The sequence below is a fragment of the Pseudomonas sp. Bc-h genome, from assembly GCF_002080045.1.
Taxonomy (GTDB): Bacteria; Pseudomonadota; Gammaproteobacteria; order Pseudomonadales; family Pseudomonadaceae; genus Aquipseudomonas.
Genome location: NZ_MUIN01000007.1, coordinates 414,239 through 437,025, shown reverse-complemented (window position 1 = coordinate 437,025; position 22,787 = coordinate 414,239). Strand labels below are relative to the sequence as shown.

Here is a 22,787-nt window from a genome sequence, read left to right as displayed (position 1 = left end):
TTTTGGCCGGCTCCTAACATTCGCCTCAACGGGCTAGACGACTGGTCTACTGAGAGGCAAAGAAGATGTCGGTCACGGAAAGTAAAAACGTCAGGCAGCACATTCTGGATGTCGCAAAGTCGATCATCGGCAAGAAGGGTTATTCGGCTGTCGGGCTGAATGAAGTGCTGCAGTCGGCGCAAGTTCCCAAGGGTTCGTTCTACCACTACTTCGGTTCGAAAGATGCTTTCGGAGTGGCGTTGCTGGACGGTTATTTCGAGCTGTACCTGGAAGACATGACGCGTATTTTCCAACGTGCCGGGTTGTCCGGACATCAGAAGCTGGGGCTGTACTGGCAACAGTGGATCGATAACCAGACCGGTGAGACCGAGTCGGGGAATTGCCTGGCAGTCAAGCTGGGGGCGGAGGTGGCCGACCTGTCGGAACCCATGCGTCAGGCACTTGATCGCGGCACGTCGAGCATCATTGAAAGCCTGGCAGGCGCTATCACACACGGTGTAGCGGACCGGTCCTTGAGCATAAGCGAAACGCCGCAACGCACCGCTTTCAGGCTGTACGCATTGTGGCTGGGGGCGAGTGTCATGGCCAAGATCACAGGGACGGCGGCGCCTTTCGATGAGGCAAGAACCATGAGTGACACGGTTTTAAACCACCCGGGATAAACACGTCTTAGCGCGAAAGTACGAGGTCTTCTTGAAGTTGATCTCACGGGTAACTGTTGCCCGAAAACCAGCTGTTTGTCTGCACGAATGATCTCACTACCGTTTGAATAAACTTGAATCTGGAGATTGAAAACATGCTTAACGTATCCGCAAAAACCGCATCGAATACGCTGTTTGATGGCCCTTATTACCTGAGCATCGCCGGCAAACTTGTCGAGACTCAGGCAACTTTCGAGGTGATGAATCCCGCCACCGGCCAGGTCCTCGCTCATGCGCCTGCCGCAACCACCGAACAACTCGATGAGGCTGTCGCCGCTGCCAAAGTGGCCTTCAAGACCTGGTCGGCATTGAGTTATGACGAGCGTGAACAGTATCTGCTGGCCTACGCCGACGCACTGGAAGCCCATCGCGACGAACTCGCGGTTCTGCTGACGCTTGAGCAGGGCAAACCCCTCAAGACCATGGCCGAGCCAGAAGTCGATCAGTCGATTTCATGGATTCGCCAGATTGCGGCGCGACGCATTCCGGTGGAAATCGTCGAAGAAAACGACAGCCACATTGTCGAGTTGCACCACACACCACTGGGCGTCGTCGGTGCGATCACGCCCTGGAATTTCCCGGTGCTGCTGGCGCTGTGGAAAGTCGCACCGGCGCTGCTCACCGGTAACACCATGGTGATCAAGCCATCGCCGTTCACGCCGCTGACTACCTTGCGCTTCGGCCAGATTGCGCAGTCCGTGCTGCCTGCCGGGGTGCTGTCGATCGTCTCGGGTGGCAACGAGCTCGGCCCGCAAATGACCGCTCACCCGGACATCGCCAAGATCAGCTTCACCGGCTCTACCGAAACCGGTAAGCACGTGATTCGCTCGGCGGCAGGCACGGTCAAGCGCCTGACCCTGGAAATGGGCGGTAACGACGCCGCCATCGTCATGCCCGATGCGGACTGGAAATCGGTCATTCCTCAGCTGTTCTGGGGCGCCATTGGCAACTCGGGGCAATGGTGTGTGGGGATCAAGCGCCTCTACATCCATCGCGCTTATCACCAAGCCTTCGTCTCGGCGTTCGTGGAATACGCCCGGCAGCAGAAGCTCGGCGATGGTCTGGACCCTGAGGTCACGGTCGGTCCGGTGCAGAACAAAATGCAGTTCGACAAGGTCCGCGAGTTCCTCGACGACATCAAGGCCCGCGGCCAGAAAATCGTGCTCGGCGGAGAAGTGGACGAGAGCCGTCCAGGCTACTTCATCCCTGTCACGGTGGTGGATAACCCGCCTGAAAACTCGAAGATCGTTCAGCAAGAGCAGTTCGGCCCGATTGTTCCGATCATCGTGTATGACGACGTGGACGATGTTGTCGCTCGCGCCAACGACAGCCCGTTCGGCCTCGGCGGATCGGTCTGGGGGCGTGATACCCGGGCAGCCGTGGCGGTGGCCAATCGTCTGGAAACCGGCATGGTCTGGGTCAACGAGATGCACACCCAGGGCGTGGATATCCCGTTTGGTGGGCACAAGCAGTCGGGTGTCGGTACCGAAGGCGGTCACGAGGGCCGGTTGCTGTTTACCAACCCGAAAACCGTGCTGATCAAGAAATAAGCCATCCCCGCGGCGTCTCGACTCAAGCCCCTTGACCCAGGCGCCGCGCATTTTCCCGCAATCGTTTTCTCAGTCGCATTTGCACGGCGGCTCCTTCGGCGAGCCCCTCGTTTTTTATCTTGATTATCTGGAGTTGAAACCATGAAACACCACGCGCTGTTTTCCCCCGCACAACTGGGTGGCCTGACGTTGAAAAACCGTATTGTGTTCCCGCCATTGACCCGGCAGAGAAGCACCCAGCCAGGTGATGTCGCCTCGGACCTGATGGCCGAGTATTACCGCCAGCGTGCGTCGGCGGGGTTCATGGTCAGCGAGGGCACGCAGATCGAACCACGTGGTCAGGGCTATGCCTGGACACCGGGTATCTACACGCCAGAACAGATCGATGGCTGGCGCAAAGTCACCGATGCGGTGCATGCCGATGGCGGCGTGATCTTCGCGCAACTCTGGCACGTCGGCCGCGTTTCGCATCACGCCTTACAACCTCAAGGCGCCGCGCCGATTGCGCCTTCCGCCATCGCGACGACCAGTTCCAAAGCCTTCATCGAGACGGGCGCGGGCACTGGCGAGCTGGTTGCACCTTCACTGCCTCGCGCACTGACCGTCGCGGAAATCAAGGAGCTGGTCCGGCTCTATGCGCAAGCCGCAAGCAATGCTATCGCCGCAGGCTTTGACGGCGTCGAGATCCACGCGGCCAACGGCTATCTGGTGAACCAGTTCATCTCCGAGCACGCTAACCAGCGGGACGATGAATACGGCGGCTCGCTGGATAACCGCTTGCGCTTTCTGCGGGAGATCGTTGAGGCAGTTTCCACAGCCATTGGCGCCGACCGCCTGGGCGTGCGTTTCACCCCGTTGTTCACCACCACTGATCAGGACCGGGTGTACATCGGCATGGTCGAGTCCGATCCGCATCACACCTACATCGAGGCGATCAAGGTGCTTGAAGCAGCAGGCGCCGCCTACGTCTCGATTGCCGAGGCCGACTGGGACAACGCGCCCGACCTGCCGGAGTCGTTCCGCCGCGAGGTGCGCAGCACGTTCAGTGGCCGGATCATTTACGCCGGGCGTTACACGGCGGAGCGAGGCGCGCGTCTGGTCGAGGCGGGGCTCGCTGATCTGATCGCATTCGGTCGGCCCTTCATCGCCAATCCGGACCTGCCCGCGCGCATCGTCAATGGCTGGCCACTCAACCCGGTCAACCCGTCCACGCTCTACGGCGGCACCGAGGCGGGCTTCACGGATTACCCGGCCTACGCCGGCTGATCGCATATTCTTCGGCCGCAGCTTGCTCTGCAAGCCCGGCCGTTCCAGGAGATTGAATCATGTTGGTGACGTCGAAAATCCCGTTCGCCGAGCCTGTCGCTGCTTCGCCGCTTGAAGCTGCCCCGCGACTGACACTCTGCACACCCGTAACGCAGCCGCGAAATACACCGTCGCTGATGATCGCCATCCTTTGCATCGTGCTGGTCGCGCTGACGCTGCGCCCCGCCATCGTCTCGATTGGCCCGCTGTTGCCGGGCATGATTCAAGCCTTTGGTCTTTCTCATACCCAGGCATCGCTATTGACGGCCATCCCGACCCTGTTGATGGGGCTGATGGCGTTGCCGACACCCTGGCTCGCTCGTCGGTTTGGTCGTGACCGGGTGATTCTCGTGGCTTTGGCCGTGCTGTTGGCGGCGACCGGTCTGCGCGCCTTTGCCGGGTCCATTGGCACGCTGTTTCTGACCACGGTGGGCGTAGGGGCGGGGATCGCCGTGGCCGGTGCCTTGCTCGCCGGTTTTGTGAAGGCCAGTTACCCGAAACAGGCTGCACTGCTCATGAGCATTTACGCCACGGCGCTGGCGCTCGGCAGCACCGTGGCTGCCGCCATCACCGGCCCGGTTGCCCTCGCCACCGGCAGTTGGCGCCTGGGTGAAAGTGTCTGGGTGTTGCCCGTGGTGATCGCCATCGCCGCCTGGTTTTATATCGAGCGCCAGGGGCTGACGAAAGGGCAGGGCGGCGTGTCGCCTCACCGCTACGCGATGCCGGTGCGCAATCCGACGGCGTGGCTGATCGCGCTGTTCTTCGCCAGCAACAACGTGGTGTTTTATGCCTACATTTCCTGGGTAGCACCAATGTATGTGGAGTACGGCAGAACCCCTACGGTTGCGGGTCTCATTCTGGGGAGTTTTACCCTGGCGTTCCTGATCTCCAACCCTGTGTTCGGCATGCTCAGCCGCAACGAGGATCGACGTCTGGCGCTGGCCGTGAGTTCGCTGATCGCCTTGATAGGTACGTCAGCCATCGCCATAGCCCCGAACGCCGTGCCGTTCATTGCCGTGCCGATTGTGGCATTAGGTGCGGGGGGCGCCTTCACCCTGGGCATGACCCTGCCGCTGGACAACACCCGCAACGCCGACGAAGCCAATGCCTGGAACGCGTTCGTGCTGCTGGTCAGCTACATCCTCGCGGCGGCAGGGCCACTGTTGATGGGTTACCTGCGCGACGTGACCGCAGGCTTTGAAGTCTCGCAATGGTTGATGGTCGGCGTGAGCGCGTTGATGCTGGCCGTCACGCCGTTTCTGCAGCCCTACCATCTGAAAAAAGGCGCGACGGGCCGGGTGGGAATCGGCGCTGGATATTCTTCATGATCCCGCCGGGGGTTACTATGCGGACCTGATTCGGCCATCCGCTGTTTGGGGCCAGCCACCCGGAATTGAAGGAACTGAAAAGATGGCGCATGTGTTTGACCCACTGGAACCTGCAAAAGTGTTGTTCTCTGCCTGGCAGAGCGGGGAGTTGCACGACAGCTTGCCTCAGGCTCTGCGCCCGCAAAGCCTCGATCAGGGCTACGCCATACAGGACGAGCTGTTCAAGCTCGCAGGGGGCGAGCGGGCGGGCTGGAAACTGGGCGTCGGCAGCCCGGCCGCCATGCGCGCAGGCAATCTGTCGCGTCCATTGGTAGGGCAACTGGAGAGCAAGCGTTGTCACGAAAGTGGCGCTCAGGTGCGTCTGCCTGCTCAGTCCCCCGTGACCATCGAATGTGAAATCGGCTTCGTTCTGGCCCGCACTGTTTCGCCGCGAGTAGGCGGGACGTTTGCGCCTGAGGATATTCGCAGCACATGTTTGACCTTCGAAGTCGTGCGTTCGCGTTTCGTCGATCGCAAGTCCGTGGGCTGGCCCAGCTTCGCCGGGGACAACGTAGGGTTCGAGGCGCTGATCATCGGTCATCGCGCCTGCGACGGTATCGATCCGCAGATCCTGCGCTCATTGGCCGAAGAGTCGGTGGTGCATCTGGATGGTGAGCCGGTGGCGAAAGGGCTGTTCGGAGACACCGCCACCGATCCTCTGGCTTCGCTGCAACACCTTTACGACCATGCGGCAGAGCGGGGCGAAACGCTTCGTGAGGGCGACATCGTGTCGACGGGGGCAATGTGTCAGCCGTTCGATCTGCAAGGGGGTGGCCACAGGTTGTCGGTGAGCTATCTGGGGCAAGAGCTGGTTTTTACCCTCTAGTCACAGCTATTCGCCCAAGTCAGGGTTCGCCAGCGCGGACGCTGGTTTCGTAAAGCCGCGAAATCTCATCGTTTTTTGACTCATGGATTTTGACCAACGGACCGTCTCGATGCGCTACGACCTTACCAGCCTGGAGCTGTTCATCACAGTCGCTCAAGAACGCAACCTGACTCGGGCGGCTCGTATCCAGCATTTGGCAGTCTCGGCAGTCAGCAAGCGAATTACAGAGCTGGAGGCTCAGACCGGCTCGCCGCTTCTGGTGCGCAATGCTCGCGGGGTTGAACTGACCCCGGCCGGGCAGTCATTGCTCTTCTATGCCCGCCAACTCAAGCAGACGGTCGAGCAGCTCGACAACGAGTTGGGCGAGTATGCCTCAGGCGTCAAAGGCCATGTGCGCATCCATGCCATCACCTCGGCGCTGTCGCAGTTCCTGCCTGACGACGTTGGGCGTTTCGTCGCCCTGTATCCCCAGATCAAGTTCGACATCGAGGAGCGTGTCGGGTCCGCCGTGATTCGTGCGGTGGCGGACGGACGCGCCGATCTGGGCATCATTGCGATGCAAACCGCCTCCCAGGGCCTGGAAACCGTGCCCTATCGAAACGACCAGCTTGCCTTGGTGGTCCCTGCTGAGCACTTACTGGCAAGCCGCAAATCCATCAGGTTTCGTGAAGTGCTGGAGCATGAGTTCGTGGGGCCTCACCTGGAAAGCTCGGTACACACCTTGCTGACCAGCGAGGCAGAAAAGCTAGGCATGACCATAAAGGTGCGAATCCGCATCAGCAGCTTCGACTGCATGTGTCGCATGGTGTCCACGGGTCTTGGGCTGGCGGTGCTGCCTCTGAGCGTCGTCAAGCAATACATGCGCACCCACAGGCTCAAGGCAATCGCGCTGGACGAGCCTTGGGCGGAACGCACATTGCTGCTGACATTCAAGAAGTACGAGGCGGCCACGCCAACGCTGAAAACCCTGATTGACCATCTTCGTCTGGACAGGGACTGATGGTTTAGCGTTCTCCAATGGAGAACGCTGCTGTGGTAATTGATCAATTTTCCTTCTCCTCAAGTGCTCCTACCATCGGCTCATCAGCGACTCGCCCTGTCATTCCCGGCGACCGTGACAACTATAAAAGCCGAGCGATAAAAGCATGACCGAGACTGCCCGTGACCTTCTCAATCATTTGGTCATCGACAACGAGCGATTCGCCTACGTCGATTTGCACAAGATGCTTTCTCCTTCCGAAGTCGCCAGACTCCCGTACTCGATCCGCATCCTCCTGGAAAACGTCGCCCGTTGTTCCCCTGGAGCGCTGCCATCGGTGCTGGCCCGCGCCGTCGAGGAGGGGCCTGACTGTGAGGTGCCGTTTCAGCCCAACCGCTTGATGTTCCATGACACCACCTGCCTGCCGGCGCTGGCCGACTTTGCTGGCATGCGAGACGTGGTGGAAGAGCTGGGCGGCGACCCCAAGGCCATGAATCCGCTTATTCCGGCCGTATTGACCATCGACCATTCGGTGATCGTCGAGCGATACGCCGAGCCTGACGCGGTGGAGCGCAATCTGGACATCGATTTTCGCCGCAACAGCGAACGTTATCGGTTTATCAAGTGGGCGCAGAAGAGCCTCGACAACTTTGGTGTCATCCCGCCAGGCACCGGCATCATCCACCAGATGAACATGGAAGCTCTGGCCCAGGTCGTCTGGGAAACCACGCTCGAAGATGGACAGGTCATGCTCCATCCCGATGACATGGTCGCCACCGACAGCCACACCCCCATGATCAACGCCATCGGTGTATTGGGTTGGGGAGTGGGTGGGCTTGAAGGTCAGGCGGCAATGGTGGGTGAGCCGGTTCCCATCAGTTTTCCGAAGGTGATCGGCATTCGTGTCACCAACGTCATGCGGCCGGGCGTCACGGCCACCGATCTTTCCCTTCATGTCGCTGAGATCCTGCGTAAACGTACGGTGGTCGGCAAGTTCGTCGAATTCACTGGCCCCGGCGTAACGACCCTCAGCTGGGCGGCTCGCGGCACGGTGTCCAACATGGCTCCGGAATATGGCGCCACCGTGGTGTTCTTTCCATTCGACGATGAAACCCTGTCGTATCTGGAGCTGACAGGACGTGACGAACAGTTGCGTAAAAAAGTCCTCAGCTACATGAGCGCACAGCCTCTGTGGCGACGTGACGGCACTGCCGAACCGCAATTCGACGAGTTGATCGAGCTAGACCTCGCCAGCATCGAGCCGAGTGTCGCCGGTCCCCATCAACCCCATCAGCGTCAGAGCCTGGCCAATGCAGCAGCGTCTTTTCGCGAGGGCGTCATGGGTGCGAACAACCTTATCGCAGGTCCGGTTGCGCAACGTTTTCACGATCCAGTCTTCAACGAGTCGATCACTCACGGCGCTGTGGTCATGGCTGCGATCACCAGTTGCACCAACACTGCAAATCCGTCGCAGATGATCCAGGCTGGCCTGCTCGCCCGAAAAGCCCGCGCACTGGGGCTAAAACGCAAACCATGGGTGAAGACTTCATTGTCTCCGGGTTCGCAGGTGGTCGCTGATTATCTGGCCGAAGCGCGGTTGCTCGAAGACTTCTCGGCGCTTGGTTTTGACCTGGCAGGCTTCGGTTGCATGACCTGCATCGGTAACTCCGGGAAGCTGGAAGAGCATGTTGAAGTGTTTGCAGATCAGGGGCTCAAGGGCGTGGTCGTGCTTTCCGGCAACAGAAACTTCGAAGGCCGGGTAAATCCGAAAGTGCCGGCCGGGTATCTGGCCTCTCCGGCACTGTGCATCGCATACGCGATCGCCGGGACCATTGATATCGATCTCGAGGCACAGCCGCTGGCGCAGGATTTAGAAGGCAACCCGGTTTATCTGCGCGATCTGATGCCCACGGACGCGGAGGTTGCGGCTCAGGTCATCGAAGTGGTGAAGCCCGAGTTTTTCAAGCAACGTCTGGCGACGGTGTGGGAGGGCACTCACCAATGGCAGGCGTTATCCGCCGAGGGCAGCGTGCAGTTTCCGTGGAGCCCTGATTCCACCTACCTGCGTCGTCCCGAATACCTCGCGGGCATCACGCCCGAGCCCAAGGCCAGTCTGGCCATCAGCGGTGCGCGGGTGTTGATGGTGCTCGGTGACAACATCACCACGGACCATATCTCCCCGGCGGGGGCCATACCGGCAAACAGCCTGGCAGGCCAATGGTTGCTCGCACGCGGCGAGAACCCTCAGGACCTCAATCAGTACTCCACGCGCCGCAGCAACCATGAAGTGATGCTGCGTGGCGCATTTACCAACAAGACAGTGCGAAACCTGTTATTGGGTGAGGAGCAACAGGGGCAGGGCGGCTGGGCCTGGAACGCCGATCATGACGAGTGCCTGCCGGTGTATCTGGCGTCTCAAAGCTACTCGCATCGACAGATCCCGATGGTGATGTTTGCCGGCATCAACTACGGCGCAGGCTCGAGCCGGGATTGGGCAGCCAAGGCCCAGGCTTTGCTCGGCGTCAAAGCCGTTATCGCTCGCAGTATCGAGCGCATTCATCGCAGCAACCTGATCGGTATGGGCGTGATTCCGTTGCAGTTCACTCAAGGCATGGGCGTCGAGGATTTACGTCTCGACGGCAGTGAGCGCTTTGATTTCCTGGGGCTGGATGATCTCGCGGTCGGCGACAACGCTGTCACGTTGATCGTCCACCGCACACGCGGCGAGCAACTGCGCATCGAACTGGGTGTGCGCATCGATTCGCTCCAGGAAATTCGCTACCTCACCAACGGCGGAGTGCTGCCATTCGTGATTCGCAAGGTGGTCGCGCGCACCCGGCATTGATCGGAGCGCCCGGCTCCCCACGACCGGGCATTTGCTATCAACAATAATAAGGAACAGCAACCATGCAAGGCGAAGATAAAGACGCAGGTCAGGCCGAGTCTGTCATTCAGGCTCCACACTCACTCTTTCAGGCAGCGAGCCGTCGCACACTGCTCAAACAGTTCGGCACGGTGGCGGGAATTTCCCTGTTGAGTTCACTGGTGCCTGCGGGGCTGGCCATTGCCGCTGATCCTTCCAGTAAAAAATCATCTGCCACCCGGAGAACAACCCCTATGTACGCGTATGTCGGGTCACGCACCACCCGTGAAAGGAATGCTCGCGGCGAGGGCATCACTGTCTATGAGGTGGATCAGGAACAAGGCACCCTGACGCTGGTTCAGGTGGTCAAGGATCTTGTGAACCCTTCGTTCCTGGCGCTGAACAAGGCCTGTGACCGGCTGTACACCGTGCATGGCGACAAGAGCGATGTCAGCGCCTTCAGTATCGACAAGGCAACCGGCAAGCTGACGTTCATCAATCAGCAAAGCTGTGAAGGGAAAAATCCAGTGCATCTGGCACTGGACCCCAGCGAACGCTTTCTGGTGGTGTCCAACCACATCGGCGGCTCACTGGCGGTAATGAATGTTAGTGAAGACGGCGCGCTGGGCTCGCTCAATCAGTTGCTGAAACTCGAAGGCCCCATGGGTCCGCACCGGGTCGAGCAACCATTCTCCAAACCCCACTTCAATCCGTTCGATCATTCTGGCAATTTCGTACTGGTGCCGGACAAGGGGCTGGATCGGATCTTCAGTTTCCGTTTCGACAACGGCAAGCTGTTCCCCGCCGATCAACCATTCGTCACCACTCGCGAGGGCGCAGGCCCCAGACATTTGGCGTTGCATCCCCATGCCCCGTTTGCCTACGTGGTAAACGAACTCGATTCGACGGTCACTACTTACCGCTTCGACCCCACCAATGGGTCGTTGAAGCCGCTGCAAGTGCTGCCGTCGCTGCCGTCGACCTTCACGGGCAACAGTCGTGCGTCGGAGATCGAGGTCGATCGCAACGGGCGATTCCTGTACGCGTCGAACCGTGGATATGACAGCGTTGCCGCGTTCTCGATTGATCAGGGAACCGGTCTGTTGAGCCCCGTCGAGTTCATGCCCACCGATGGCAAGACACCGCGTTTCTTCACCTTGACGCCCAACGAGCGCTTCCTCTTTGCGCTCAACGAGGACAGCGACACCATCATCTCGATGGCGGTGGACCCCAAAAAAGGCGCGCTGAGCAAGACCGGCTTCTCGGTCTCGACAGGAAGCCCCGTGTGTATGGTTTTCTCTGCCTGAACGCCGACGGATCGACAAAAACAACAGAGGCAGGCACACGCCTGCTTCCCGTGAGGTTGCCATGAACAAAAACAATCCAGTGGACGAGTCGGCGATTGTCCGCAAGATCACGCTGCGCATCATTCCTTTCGTTTTCCTGCTGTATATCGTCTCGTACCTGGACCGCGCCAACATTGGCTATGCCGCCCTGCAAATGAACAAGGAGCTGGCCTTGTCCAGCGAGGCGTTCGGATTTATCTCGGGGATATTCTTCATCGGCTATTTCCTGTTCGAAGTGCCGAGCAACGTCATGCTCAACAAGTTTGGCGCTCGAGTCTGGATCGCTCGCATCCTGGTGACATGGGGATGTATCGCGGCGGCAACCGCTTTCGCGCAGTCCGCCAATCAGCTTTATGTCTTGCGGTTCTTTCTTGGGGTGGCTGAAGCCGGCTTCTTCCCCGGCATCATCGTCTATCTCACGTTCTGGTTCCGCGCCAAGGAACTGGCGACCACGGTGGCGCTGTTCACCGCGGCCATTCCGGTCAGCTACATCATTGGTGCGCCGCTCAGCACCTGGATCATGGACAACATCAGCTGGATGAACTGGAGTGGCTGGCGCTGGATGCTGTTTCTTGAAGGTGCGCCGGCGGTTGTACTCGGAGTCGCCTGCTTTTTTTTCCTGACCGACAAGCCGGAACAGGCCAAATGGCTCGAACCCGAAGAGAAGGCATGGTTGCTGGCGGAGCTGGAGCGGGATCGCCAAAGCCGGAAAAACGTCAAGAGTCTGAGCGTGGTGAAGACCATGACCAACCCGAAGGTGCTTTACCTGTCGTTTATCTACTTCGTCTATCAGTGCGGCAGTCTTGGCGTTGGCTACTGGATGCCGCAGATCATCAAAAGCTTCTCCGAGTCTTTGACGCACACCCAGATCGGTCTGATCGCCATGCTGCCTTACATCGTCGCGACCGCCGCCATGATCCTCTGGTCTCGCAGCTCCGATAAGCGTAATGAACGCAAAATGCACTCGGCGTTTCCGCTGCTGGTTGCTGCAACCGGTCTGGTGGGGGCGGGGTTGCTGCACAATCCCTACATCGCGATGGCGATGATCTGCCTGGCGCTTTCAGGGTTGTACAGTTTCAAATCGCCATTCTGGGCGCTGCCTACGCTGTTTCTGGACCGGACCACCGCTGCGGTCTCGATTGCCGTCATCAACTCGATTGGCAATCTGGGCGGGTTTGTCGGCCCGTCAATGATTGGTATGGTGAAGGGCAACAGCCAGAGCGCAGCCAATGGGTTGCTGTTTCTCAGCATGTTGCTGTTGGCAGGTTTCTTGATGACCTTCTTTATGCGGGTCACCAACAAAGAGGCTCCGCAGGCTCACAACCCGGCCAGTCGGGAAGCCCACTAGGCGATCCCCCTGCGGGCTCTGAGCGGCACCGGTATTTTCTCCCAGCTCGATGAACGGAATGAACAGATGAGTTTGATAACGCAGCAGGTACTGGACGATCTCGCCCCTGAGGGCGTTCTTCGTGCAGCGATCAATTTCGGAAATCCGGTGCTCGCCCAACAGGGTAGTGACGGGCTGCCCAAAGGTGTATCCGTGGCGCTGGCGCAAGCGCTCGCCGAGGAACTTGGGGTGGCCCTGCAAATGATCACTTTCGATGCAGCGGGCAAGGTGTTTGCCGCATTGGAAAGTGGCGCATGGCGTGTCGCGTTTCTGGCCATCGAACCGGCGCGCGAAGAGCAGATCGCCTTCAGCGCCCCCTACGTGATCATCGAAGGCACTTATCTGGTGGCCACAGAGTCACCCTACAAGAGTGTCAGCGAACTGGATCAACCCGGCTTGAGACTAGCCGTCGGCAGGGGCGCCGCATACGACCTTTTCCTCACTCGTACGCTTGAACATGCTCAGTTGGAGCGCACGGAAACTTCTGCTTCTGCGGTCGACATGTTTATCGACCGTGCACTGGACGCAGCTGCAGGTGTTCGCCAGCCGTTGCAAAAAACTGCCCTGGCGGATGATCGATATCGTGTGCTGGACGACGCTTTCACGTCAATCCGACAGGCGATGGCAGTGCCCCGACAACTCGAAGCGGGGGCCGCTTACGTCAAAAAATTCGTCGAGCGTAAAAAGCGCGAAGGGTTCGTTCACAAAGCGCTGGCGGATAACGGCCAGACGGATGTGACGGTTGCGCTCTGACAGGGCGCATTCTTTCCTGTCGACATTACGGTCATGTATGAGTTGATTGTTAGTTAAAGTCACCCTCACCTGAGTTGTTTTAATTTCCAGTCAACCATCGGTCTGTTAGTTCGCATCAAGTGCAGTCTGATCGTTCGTCACCCTTGGTCGTCTTCAGCCTGAACGCGCTGAATTCCCCGGTGCGGGCTTCATCACATCTATGAGCGTGTCAGCTCATACGGCAATGAATAAACGGTTCAACTAAAAGAATCATCTCATTTGCCCCATAGATAAAGTCCGCCTGATCGGGAGTTCCATCATGTTTCTTCACAACAAAAGACTTCAGTACACCGTTCGTGTGGCCGAACCTAATCCAGGCTTGGCTAACTTGCTGTTAGAGCAATTCGGAGGCGCGCAAGGCGAGTTGGCTGCCGCCACGCGTTATTTCACTCAGGCATTGGCCGAGGAAGATCCAGGTCGCAAGGATCTGCTGCTCGACATTGCCACAGAAGAACTGAGCCATCTTGAAATCATCGGCTCGATCATCGTGCTGTTGAACAAGGGGGCCAAAGGCAGAATGGCTGAGGGCGTGCAGGAGGAGGGCGAGCTGTACCGCGATCTCAATGGCGCCGGCAATGACTCGCACATCACCAGCCTGCTTTACGGCGGTGGCGCGCCGTTGTGCAACTCTGCCGGCGTGCCATGGACAGCGGCTTACGTGGATACCATCGGCGAGCCCACCGCAGATTTTCGTTCGAATATCGCCGCTGAGGCGCGGGCCAAGATTGTGTATGAGCGACTGATGAACGTCACTGCTGACCCCGGCATCAAGGACGCGCTCGGGTTCCTGATGACTAGGGAGATCGCTCATCAACTGTCGTTCGAGAAGGCCCTTCACTCGATACAACCGAACTTCCCGCAGGGCAAACTCCCGGGGATGCCTGAGTTCAGCCGTACGTACTTCAGCATGTCGAACGGCGAGCCAAATGTACGTGGACCGTGGAACAGCGACGCTGAGTTCGATTACGTCGAGAATCCGCATCCAGCGGTCGACGGCGGGGACGGCACCGCTACCGTTGTGTTGAGTGAAGAAGATTCGGTGACACTGACCATGATGAAGGAACGCACGAAATCCGATACCTCTGCGGACCCTATGACCGGGGCTGATCTCGGATCGGGAGTGGCGCAAGGTGAGCCTTTAGAGATCGCTCCAGCGCGGTAATGACGCCAGCGGGAGCCAATGTTTCGTGAAGGATTTCAAACTATTCGCCCGTGCTTGCACGGGCTTTGCCGTTTACCCACGAAGGAAGAGTTGCCTGGACTCACGCCTCAATGCATGGCATGAGTGAAGCACCTATGGCCCTTCACTTTCTGACAACTTTGCGCAGCGCCCGGGAAAGCTGATCAAGAGAGTAGGGCTTGTGCAGCAGCTCGAAGCCATCCGAGCCTGTGTCCGCGAGCACATGGCTGTAGCCGGAGGTCAGAACGACCGGCAGCTGCGGGTAACGCCTGGCGAGTTGGTGAGCGAACTCGATGCCTGTCATGCCCGGCATGACAACGTCGGAAAACACCACATCAAAACGGTCGGCATCAGACTCAAGCTCAGCCATGGCCTGGTGCGCACTGGCGGTAAGAACTGTCCTGAACCCCAGCTCGGTCAACGCCTGAACGGCGAAGGTGCCGACATCGCTATTGTCTTCAACGATCAGCACGCAAGTGCCGTGGCCATCCTCCAGTGGGCTGTCAGCGAGCTCCTGTCCGGAAGTCCAGCCGGCTTCACTCACCCTTGGAAGATAAAGGGTGAACGTCGTGCCTTTCCCGAGTTCACTGGCAACCGCGATCTCGCCACCGGACTGTTTGGCGAAGCCGAATACCTGGCTGAGCCCTAATCCTGTGCCCTCACCGACGCTTTTGGTGGTGTAAAACGGCTCGAAAATCTGCTCGAGCTGCGTCGCTGCGATGCCGGTACCGGTGTCTGTGATCGACACGGCAACGAAAGGCCCGGTCAAGGCGGGGTGCAGCCTCACGGACGGCATGGATTCAACCGAGCGAACCGTTATGGTCAGCCTGCCTTCGCCCATCATGGCGTCACGGGCGTTCGCGACCATATTCACCAACGCCGTATCGAACTGGCTTGGATCAGCGTTCACACAGCAGGGCAAGTCCGGGAGCTGGATAACGGTATCGATTCGTGAGCCGCTCAGGGTACTCATCATCCCGCTGATGGCATCGACATTTTCGCAGACGCTGAACACTTCTGGCTGCAAGGCTTGTCTGCGGGCAAAGGCGAGCAGTTGTGCGGTCAGCCGCGCGGCGCGATCCACGGTTTCCGAAATTGCGCTCACGTACCTGATTCGGCGTTCTTCGGTCAGGGTGGGGCGCATCAGCAAATCGGTTGAAGACCGGATCACCGTCAGCAGGTTATTGAAGTCATGCGCCACTCCGCCGGTGAGCTGCCCGAAGGCTTCCATCTTCTGCGATTGGCGCAGGGCCTCGGCCTGTTCTCTTTCCTTGGTCACATGGCGACCTGCGGCGTACACCCGGCCATCTTCAAAGGTGCCTGTCCAGCTGAACCATTTGTACGAACCGTCCTTATGGCGCAGTCGGTATTCATAGGGAACGGTCAGCGGTGTCTCGAATATGTTGGCGAACGCGGCCAGCGAGCCGGCGAGATCATCCGGGTGGGTGTAGTCCGAAAAGGTCGTCCCGACCAGCTCGCGTTCAGCCCATCCCAATTGCTCGGTCCAGCGTCCGTTGACTTCATCCAGCGTGCCGTTGGGCGACGCGATGACCAGCAACTCCTGAGACAGCCCCCAGGCGCGGTCTCGCTCCTGAGTGCGAATCGCCAGACTGTTTGCCTGCTCTTTTTCGGAGGTGATGTCGCGTCCGCTGCAATAGACCTTTCCGTCCTCCAGTACCGCAACCCACGCCATCCAGCGGTACCTGCCGTTGCGATGCCGAAAGCGATTCTGAAAGCGGGAGACCGGCCGGCCATTGGCGGCCTGGGTGAAGACGGATTCAGTGCCGGGTACGTCTTGCGGATGGACGAAGGACAGAAAGGTCGTGTGCAACTCTTCGGGAGACCAACCCAAGGCAATCGTCCACGCCGGGTTGGACGCCTCGATGACCCCCTGCCCATTGACGACCGCAAGCAAGTCATTGCTCAGTAACCATGTGCGGCTGCGTTCGGTGGCGCGCTCGTTGACCTTGCGCTCCAGGTACGTGTTGAGATCGCGCAACTCATCCTGGCTTCTGAGCAGTCGCTGGTCCGAACGATGCCTTTCAATGGCCAGCGCAACGGTCTGAGAGATGATCGAGATGGCTTCGATATCACCATCGTTTGGAGAACGCGGTTCCCCATAGTAAACGGCGAAGGTCCCGAGGGTTTTGCCGTCCGCCGCCTTGATCGGCATCGACCAGCATGCACGCAAACCGTGGGGAATCGCGAGGTCTGCGTATCCTTGCCATAACGGGCTGGTGGCGATGTCGTCAACATAGACCGGTGTGCCGCGAGCCGCTGCAGTTCCGCAAGAGCCAATTCCTTCGCCGATGGCGATCCCGTGAATCGCTTCGTTGTAGGGAGCGGGCAGGCTGGGAGCCGCGCCATGCAGCATGTACTGACCGTCTTCACTCAGGAAAAGCACCGAAGCCTTCATGTCGTGGCTCTGGGCTTCAATGGAAAGAAGAAGGTCATTCAGTACTTCCCCCAGCGGCAAGCCGGCGGCGATCTGGCCTAGCACCTTTCTTTCGCGCTCAATGAGCGCCACAGGGGAATAGCGTCCACCCAGCAAACTCAGGTCAATGGATGGCATAGCAAACTCCTGGAACTGGGCACGTGACGCTCAAAGTAGGGAATGACTCAGCACTGGCTACGGGGGACTACGCAGGCTACGACCCTCTGTGCTGCCGAGAAATCCATTAGCCACCGCGATATCTTGCCGAGATGTATAGCGAGTCTTCTCAGAAAAGGCTCGCGTATTTTTCTAGGACATCTGAAACATCGCCGGGTGCGGACGATTTTCGTCGAGTCCGGTGACGCGCCCGGTAAACAGGGATGTTCCAGACAATCAGGGCCTGGGATGCTGCGACATGCCTGCCAGCGCCCCGACCGCTGGCCGGGCGAACAGATAGCCCTGCATCAGCTCAACGCCCATTTTCAGCAGCGTTTCGCATTCCTCCTGCGTCTCGATGCCTTCGGCAATGACGGTGATGTTCAGCCGGTTTGCCACCAGGATGATGCCCTCGACGATCGCCTGGCGCACGCGGTCGGCATCGATTCCCCGGGTTAGCACCATATCGATCTTCAGGACCTGAGGCTGGAACATCGCCAGGAAGTTGAGCCCGGAGTATCCCGATCCGAAGTCGTCAATGGCGGTGGTGAAGCCTTGACGTTCGTACTCCTGGAAGATGGCTTTCAAGTGTTCCGGGTCTTCCACTCGCTCACCTTCCGTGACTTCGAACATGAGGCGCTCGACCGGAAAGTCAAAAAGCCGGGCCGCTTCCAGAGTGGCGCGAACGCAGGTCTCGGCGCGGTAAACGGCATTGGGGAGGAAATTGATACTGAGTTTGCAATCCGGGATCCCCAGCAGCCCGAGTGCTGCGGCCTGCTCGATGGCCTTGACCCGGCAAGCCTGGTCGAACCGGTAACGGTTGCCGTCGTTGACTTGCCCCAGGATGGTGGCCGCCGACTCCCCATTCAGCCCACGCACCAACGCTTCATATGCATACGCGGCTCCGCTTCTGATGTTGAAGATCGGCTGGAAAGCCATGGTGAAGTCGAACCCCAGGCCTTCCAGATTGCGGCATTCAGCGCATCCAACGGACTGGAACGGTTTGGTGGATGTGCGCTGGCTCATGCTGGTATAGCCCCTCAAGTGGCCTGAATCCTTTGTGCTTGATAAGTTTTCGGCGATTCACGCGTTTCCTGAAGCACGCGTTGGAACCCTTCATCCATTCTCGAATAGTGTCATTTAACCGGATCGACACTGATTCATTTTGATCAATTTGACAACGCACACGTTGCCGCACCGAGGCGCTTCAAGCGCATTTGCTCAAGCAGTTTTGCGCCATTCGCACAAGGATCGGCTCATCCAGACAACTGAACTGTTTGGTTGCTGCGTAGCCATACCCTGACAGCCCACTCAGGAGGCACCCCATGAACAATGATCAATTCAACCAGTACGACGCGGAAAAATTTCACCAGCAAGTCGCGCAAGAGCTTGGCATCACCCCAGAGGAATTGAAGACCTAGATGATCAACGATATCGAGCGCGTCACGGAAGGGGGCAAGGAAGTAGGGCATATGGTGGTGTTCCGCGAGTCCACTCCGTCCGAGGTGCTCGACAAACTGCAGCACAAACAGAGCGAGTTCACCGCCATGACCGGCGTTATCAATCACCCGTGAGTGTGTTGGACGTCGGCAGTCCCAAGGGGTTGCGCAGGCGCCAGCCCCCGGGAGGGGCAGTTGACCGATGTTTTATCGCCTCTGAAAAAAATTTCAAACCCATGTGAGGTAAAAGCCGTTTCGACCCGTGTAGATGAGATGGGAATCATTCTCGTACATCATCCAGCCCGGAGTCACACTCGTGGTCATGCTACTCAACCGCACCAACGCATCAGTTCTTCTGTGTACCGCTTTGCCGTGTCTGGCAATGGCTGCCGAGCCGACCGTCAATGAACTGCCCGCCAGCGTCGTGGAGGCGACCCGCGACACTGGCGCCGATGCTGACAGTTACACCCGCGTTGAGAGCACGACCGCGAGCAAGGGTACGACGCAGATCCGTGACGAAGCACAGACGGTCAACACCGTGACCGCGCAGACGCTGGATGATTATCAGGTCAAGGACCTCAACGACGCGCTGCGTTTTGTCAGCGGTATTTCACAGACCAACACACTGGGCGGCACCAAGGATGCGGTGATCAAGCGCGGCTTTGGCAGCAACGACGACAACTCCATTCTGCGCGACGGCATTCGCTCGGCCATCGGCCACAACCTGGGGGCGACCACCGACCACGTCGAGGTGCTCAAGGGCCCGGCATCGCTGATGTACGGTGCGCTGGAGCCGGGCGGGGTGGTCAACGTGATTAGCAAGCAGCCGCAGTTCACCCGCAGCACTACATTGACCGGGTCCGGCTACAGCGAGGGTGGCGGCACGTTCGGCGTCGACACCACCGGCCCTCTGGGCGAGACCAATCTGGCTTACCGGCTGGTGGCCGAGCGCAGTCACGAAGACTACTGGCGCAATTACGGCGTTGACGAGCACACGCTGATCGCCCCGTCCATTGCCTGGGTCGGCGACCGTGCCAGCTTCTCGCTGGCGTACACCTACAATGACTACGCCAGCCCGTTCGATCGCGGCACGGTGTTCGTCAACGGCCGCCCGGCCGACATCAGCTATCGTGACCGGCTGGACGAGCGCTGGGCCAAGACGGTCGGCATCAGCCAGAGCACCACGGCCAAGTTCGAGTATCAGCTCAACGACGAGTGGCGCAGCCGCTTGACCTACGGCTGGACCGAAGACCGCTACAGCCTGGCAATCGCCCAGCCGAACACGCTCACCGGCAACACTCTGCGGCGCATCGCCAACGGTGGCCACTATGACTACGAAAGCCGCTACGGCGCTCTGGACCTGATCGGCGATCAGCAGCTGTTCGGCCAGCGTCATGAGATCGTGGTCGGGGTGGACAACGAGTCGCTGGATAAATACCGCGGCAAGACCTATCGCAACGCGAACACCGCCGCCGGCAATCTCAATATCCAGAATCCGCAGTATGGCAATCTCGCTGAGCCAGTGACGATCAGCGCGGCGCAGAGCAACGCTGAAAACAACCTCAATACCACCTCGGTGTACTTCAAGGACAACTGGCACCTCAACGACCAGTGGATTCTGGTGTTCGGCGGCCGCCAAGAGCATTGGGACCAGTACAGCGACGCGGGGCTCGGCGCCTCGTACGCCCCCGGTGCCGATTCCAATGGCGACAAGTTCATCCCGTTTGGCGGGATCGTCTACCAGCCAACCGACAACGTCGCCCTGTACGCCAACTACAGCCGCTCGTTCGTACCCAACGACGCTGACGATGCGGGCAACAGTTTCAAGCCCACCGAGGGGCGCAGCTATGAAGCCGGTATCAAATATTCCCCGGTCAAGGCGCTCAACATGAACCTGGCGGTGTACGACATCGTCAAGAAAAACCTGGTCAATAGCGTGCTGCAAAGCAGCGGCGAAAGCATCGACGAGGCGGTGGGCAAGGCGCGCTCGCGAGGTGTCGAACTGGACGTGACCGGTGAAATCGCGCCGAACTGGAGCGTGATCGGCACCTATGCCTATGACCAGACCGAAGTGCTGAAAAATGACGAGAAACCGGAGCAGGAAGGTAACCGCCTGCCCAACGCGCCCATGCACACGGCCAGCCTGTACCTCACTCATCATCTGCAGTTGCCGGCCAACGTCGGCAAGTGGCATGTCGGCGCGGGCGGGCGTTATGTGGGTCAGCGTCCGGGGGACGACGCCAACAGTTTCTCGATGGACAGTTACACCGTTGCCGATGCCTTCGTGCGCTGGGATCTGCCGACTCAGGCGTACAAAACCAGCCTGCAGTTGAACGTCGATAACCTGTTCAACAAAGAGTATTACCCGTCAACGACCGGCAGCAGCACGCTGCAAGTCGAAGAGGGCGCCTTGCGAACGGCACGCCTTACCGCCAGCGTGACGTTCTGATGCAAGGGGTCTGGCTGTCCGGCAGGGCAGCCATTGACTGTCGAGGGCAGGGCCAGGGTCTGATGGCGCTGTTACCGATATTTCCTGAACCCTTGCGCCAGGCAGGTGCCCAATCACTTATCACGTCAGAGGCCATCATCATGTCTGAAGAGAAGAAAGAACCGCCAAAGGAAGACGTTCCAGCCCACTCCACAGAGCAGGAAAGGCAGCGGCTGAAAGACTTCAACAAAGGCGGTATACCCCCTGGATCAAGCTGATGTGCTGTCGCTGTGCATCTGCTGGCGTCACATGAATCAGAACGCTGGGCCTTCAATGTGGTAGACCGTCGGTTCTTCCGAAAAACAGTCCTCCAGACCCATCATGAAGAGGCGATGGTCTTCACTCGCTTCGAACCCCGGCGTGTGATCCTCAAGCGAAGCCCAGCGCACGATCAGGTTGAACACCTCGGGAGTCTCGACCCCTTGGGCGAGCACGTGGCCGCCGTAACCCTTTGCGCGAGTGAGCAGCGGAGCGACTTCGGCAAAGGCGCGTTTGAATGTTTCAGTACGATCCTGGTGAACAGGCAGCAGAGCGATTTCATAAATCATGGCGTTCCTCGGAAATGACCTTGATGGTCAAAAGTGCGCAGTTACGGGATAAGCGATGGCTCGACTGCAATCGCGATTTTTCCTTGAATGCCGTTGTTGCGGCTTTCCAGCCGGGCGTGGGCGAGGGGAATGTCGGCGAGCGAATAGACGGCGCCGATCCGTGGCCGTAGCTGACCGCGTGCTACCAAGGCGCTCAACTCATCCAGCTTGCCGCGGTTTTGCCGGGTGAAAACGAAGTGATAGCTGGCGTTCTTGCCCCAGGCCTGGACGACGTTTTGTGGCTGTGCGATGTCCACGATCGTCACGACGCGACCAAGCTGCGCGAGCACGTCGGGGCTGCGTGACAATGTGTCGCCGCCTATGGTGTCGAACACTACATCCACGCCACGCCCCGCTGTCTCCCGAATGACGGCGTCGACATAGTCTTCTTTTTCGTAGTCGATGATCACATCGGCACCCAGGCTGCGGGCGAACTCGGCGTTTGCTTCGCGCACGGTTGTGAACACCCTTGCTCCCATGGCTTTCGCCATCTGGATCGCGATGTGGCCGACGCCTCCCGCGCCGCCGTGTACAAGAATGGTCTCGCCTACCCTTAGCGCCGCCCGCACCACCAGTGCTTCCCACACAGTCCCGCCCACCAGGGTCAGGCTTGCCGCCTCAAGGTGGCTGAGCGAGGCAGGCTTCTTCCCGACAATGCCTTCGGCCGCGACGTGGTACTCGGCATAACTGCCTGGCCCGTCGAATATCTGCGGGGTGTACCAGACTTCGTCTCCGGGAATAAAGCTCGTCACCCCCGGCCCGACTTCCTCTATCACACCGGATATGTCGTGCCCGGTAATGGCCGGCAGCGGCACGAGATCGGAATAGTCACCACGCCGAACCTGATAATCCAACGGATTGATGGAGGTCGCGTATACCCGGACCAACACCTGTCCCGCTTGCGGCACGGGCTTGGGTATGTCGCGGAGCTCGAACGATTCAGGACCGCCAAATGCTCCAAGAATCATCGCTTTCATGGTAAATCCTCGTATCGACAAAAAGGGATATCGAGATATCTCGATATATTACGGCGAAAAGAAACTCACAGATCTTTCCCGATGATCTCGGCAAGCGCGCTGATGGTTGCTTCATTGCGTTTGTAGTAGGTCCACTGACCAATGCGCCTGACTTCGACCAGGCCCACCCGTTGCAGCGTGGCCAGATAACCGGACACCGTTGACTGGGACAGCCCGATACCCTCCTGAATACTGCTGACGCAGACGCCGACCGTGAGAACGTCACCCTCATCCTGAGGAGGGAAGTTCTTTACCGGGTCCTTCAGGCCTTTGAGGATTTCAAGGCGTGTAGGGTTTGAGAGGGCTTTGAATACTTCGAGCAATTCCATGCGCCGAGGATATCGAGATTTACCGATATGTCAATGCGCGGG

General features: G+C 59.0%; 18 protein-coding genes. 13 read left to right on the top strand and 5 right to left on the bottom strand.

From position 1 onward, the window contains the following. Window positions 1–65: 65 nt before the first annotated feature. The 11 genes from BWR59_RS14855 to BWR59_RS14805 all read left to right on the top strand — a co-directional run bounded on the left by BWR59_RS14855 (window position 66) and on the right by BWR59_RS14805 (window position 14,278). Entirely contained in the window at window positions 66–662 is a 597-nt protein-coding gene (locus tag BWR59_RS14855; RefSeq protein ID WP_081566380.1) for a TetR/AcrR family transcriptional regulator, read from the top strand. Between the two features lie 134 nt (window positions 663–796). Continuing rightward, on the top strand, window positions 797–2,251 hold the full coding sequence (locus tag BWR59_RS14850; protein ID WP_081566379.1) for an aldehyde dehydrogenase family protein: 1,455 nt from the start codon (window positions 797–799) through the stop codon (window positions 2,249–2,251). A gap of 141 nt (window positions 2,252–2,392) precedes the next feature. After that, complete coding sequence (locus tag BWR59_RS14845) at window positions 2,393–3,517, top strand: alkene reductase (protein ID WP_081566378.1); 1,125 nt, start codon at window positions 2,393–2,395, stop codon at window positions 3,515–3,517. Between the two features lie 59 nt (window positions 3,518–3,576). Beyond that, on the top strand, window positions 3,577–4,884 hold the full coding sequence (locus BWR59_RS14840; protein ID WP_230982013.1) for an MFS transporter: 1,308 nt from the start codon (window positions 3,577–3,579) through the stop codon (window positions 4,882–4,884). An 82-nt stretch (window positions 4,885–4,966) separates the two neighbouring features. Further along, window positions 4,967–5,749, top strand: coding sequence for a fumarylacetoacetate hydrolase family protein (locus BWR59_RS14835; RefSeq protein WP_081566377.1), 783 nt, complete (start codon window positions 4,967–4,969; stop codon window positions 5,747–5,749). Between the two features lie 109 nt (window positions 5,750–5,858). Further along, window positions 5,859–6,749, top strand: coding sequence for a LysR family transcriptional regulator (locus BWR59_RS14830; RefSeq protein WP_081566376.1), 891 nt, complete (start codon window positions 5,859–5,861; stop codon window positions 6,747–6,749). A 145-nt stretch (window positions 6,750–6,894) separates the two neighbouring features. Continuing rightward, window positions 6,895–9,573, top strand: a complete 2,679-nt coding sequence (acnA, locus tag BWR59_RS14825; protein ID WP_081566375.1) for an aconitate hydratase AcnA — start codon at window positions 6,895–6,897, stop codon at window positions 9,571–9,573. A gap of 272 nt (window positions 9,574–9,845) precedes the next feature. Next, window positions 9,846–10,898: a lactonase family protein gene (locus BWR59_RS14820; RefSeq protein ID WP_081566466.1), complete on the top strand. Its 1,053-nt coding sequence runs from the start codon at window positions 9,846–9,848 to the stop codon at window positions 10,896–10,898. 61 nt (window positions 10,899–10,959) lie between these two features. After that, window positions 10,960–12,285, top strand: a complete 1,326-nt coding sequence (locus BWR59_RS14815; protein WP_081566374.1) for an MFS transporter — start codon at window positions 10,960–10,962, stop codon at window positions 12,283–12,285. Window positions 12,286–12,351: 66 nt separating this feature from the next. Continuing rightward, window positions 12,352–13,077, top strand: coding sequence for a transporter substrate-binding domain-containing protein (locus BWR59_RS14810; protein ID WP_081566373.1), 726 nt, complete (start codon window positions 12,352–12,354; stop codon window positions 13,075–13,077). A 298-nt stretch (window positions 13,078–13,375) separates the two neighbouring features. After that, the gene (locus BWR59_RS14805; RefSeq protein ID WP_081566372.1) at window positions 13,376–14,278 is read left to right on the top strand and encodes a manganese catalase family protein; all 903 of its coding nucleotides are present in this window, start codon (window positions 13,376–13,378) and stop codon (window positions 14,276–14,278) included. A gap of 142 nt (window positions 14,279–14,420) precedes the next feature. Here BWR59_RS14805 and BWR59_RS32630 read toward each other — a convergent pair whose 3' ends face one another. Together BWR59_RS32630 and BWR59_RS14795 are read right to left on the bottom strand one after the other, a co-directional pair. After that, complete coding sequence (locus BWR59_RS32630) at window positions 14,421–16,868, bottom strand: PAS domain-containing protein (RefSeq protein WP_081566371.1); 2,448 nt, start codon at window positions 16,866–16,868, stop codon at window positions 14,421–14,423. Window positions 16,869–17,123: 255 nt separating this feature from the next. After that, complete coding sequence (locus tag BWR59_RS14795; protein ID WP_081566370.1) at window positions 17,124–17,912, bottom strand: EAL domain-containing protein; 789 nt, start codon at window positions 17,910–17,912, stop codon at window positions 17,124–17,126. Between the two features lie 395 nt (window positions 17,913–18,307). Between BWR59_RS14795 and BWR59_RS32570 the strand changes: the two genes are divergently transcribed. Together BWR59_RS32570 and BWR59_RS14785 are read left to right on the top strand one after the other, a co-directional pair. Beyond that, window positions 18,308–18,460, top strand: a complete 153-nt coding sequence (locus BWR59_RS32570; protein WP_178111229.1) for a hypothetical protein — start codon at window positions 18,308–18,310, stop codon at window positions 18,458–18,460. 247 nt (window positions 18,461–18,707) lie between these two features. Continuing rightward, entirely contained in the window at window positions 18,708–20,774 is a 2,067-nt protein-coding gene (locus BWR59_RS14785; RefSeq protein WP_230982022.1) for a TonB-dependent siderophore receptor, read from the top strand. A 293-nt stretch (window positions 20,775–21,067) separates the two neighbouring features. Here BWR59_RS14785 and BWR59_RS14775 read toward each other — a convergent pair whose 3' ends face one another. The 3 genes from BWR59_RS14775 to BWR59_RS14765 all read right to left on the bottom strand — a co-directional run bounded on the left by BWR59_RS14775 (window position 21,068) and on the right by BWR59_RS14765 (window position 22,745). Continuing rightward, a complete protein-coding gene (locus tag BWR59_RS14775) occupies window positions 21,068–21,361 on the bottom strand; it encodes an antibiotic biosynthesis monooxygenase (protein WP_081566368.1) in 294 nt (97 codons plus the stop codon). Between the two features lie 41 nt (window positions 21,362–21,402). After that, window positions 21,403–22,377, bottom strand: a complete 975-nt coding sequence (locus BWR59_RS14770) for a zinc-dependent alcohol dehydrogenase family protein (RefSeq protein ID WP_081566367.1) — start codon at window positions 22,375–22,377, stop codon at window positions 21,403–21,405. A 65-nt stretch (window positions 22,378–22,442) separates the two neighbouring features. Further along, complete coding sequence (locus BWR59_RS14765) at window positions 22,443–22,745, bottom strand: metalloregulator ArsR/SmtB family transcription factor (RefSeq protein ID WP_081566366.1); 303 nt, start codon at window positions 22,743–22,745, stop codon at window positions 22,443–22,445. Between the last annotated feature and the right edge of the window lie 42 nt (window positions 22,746–22,787).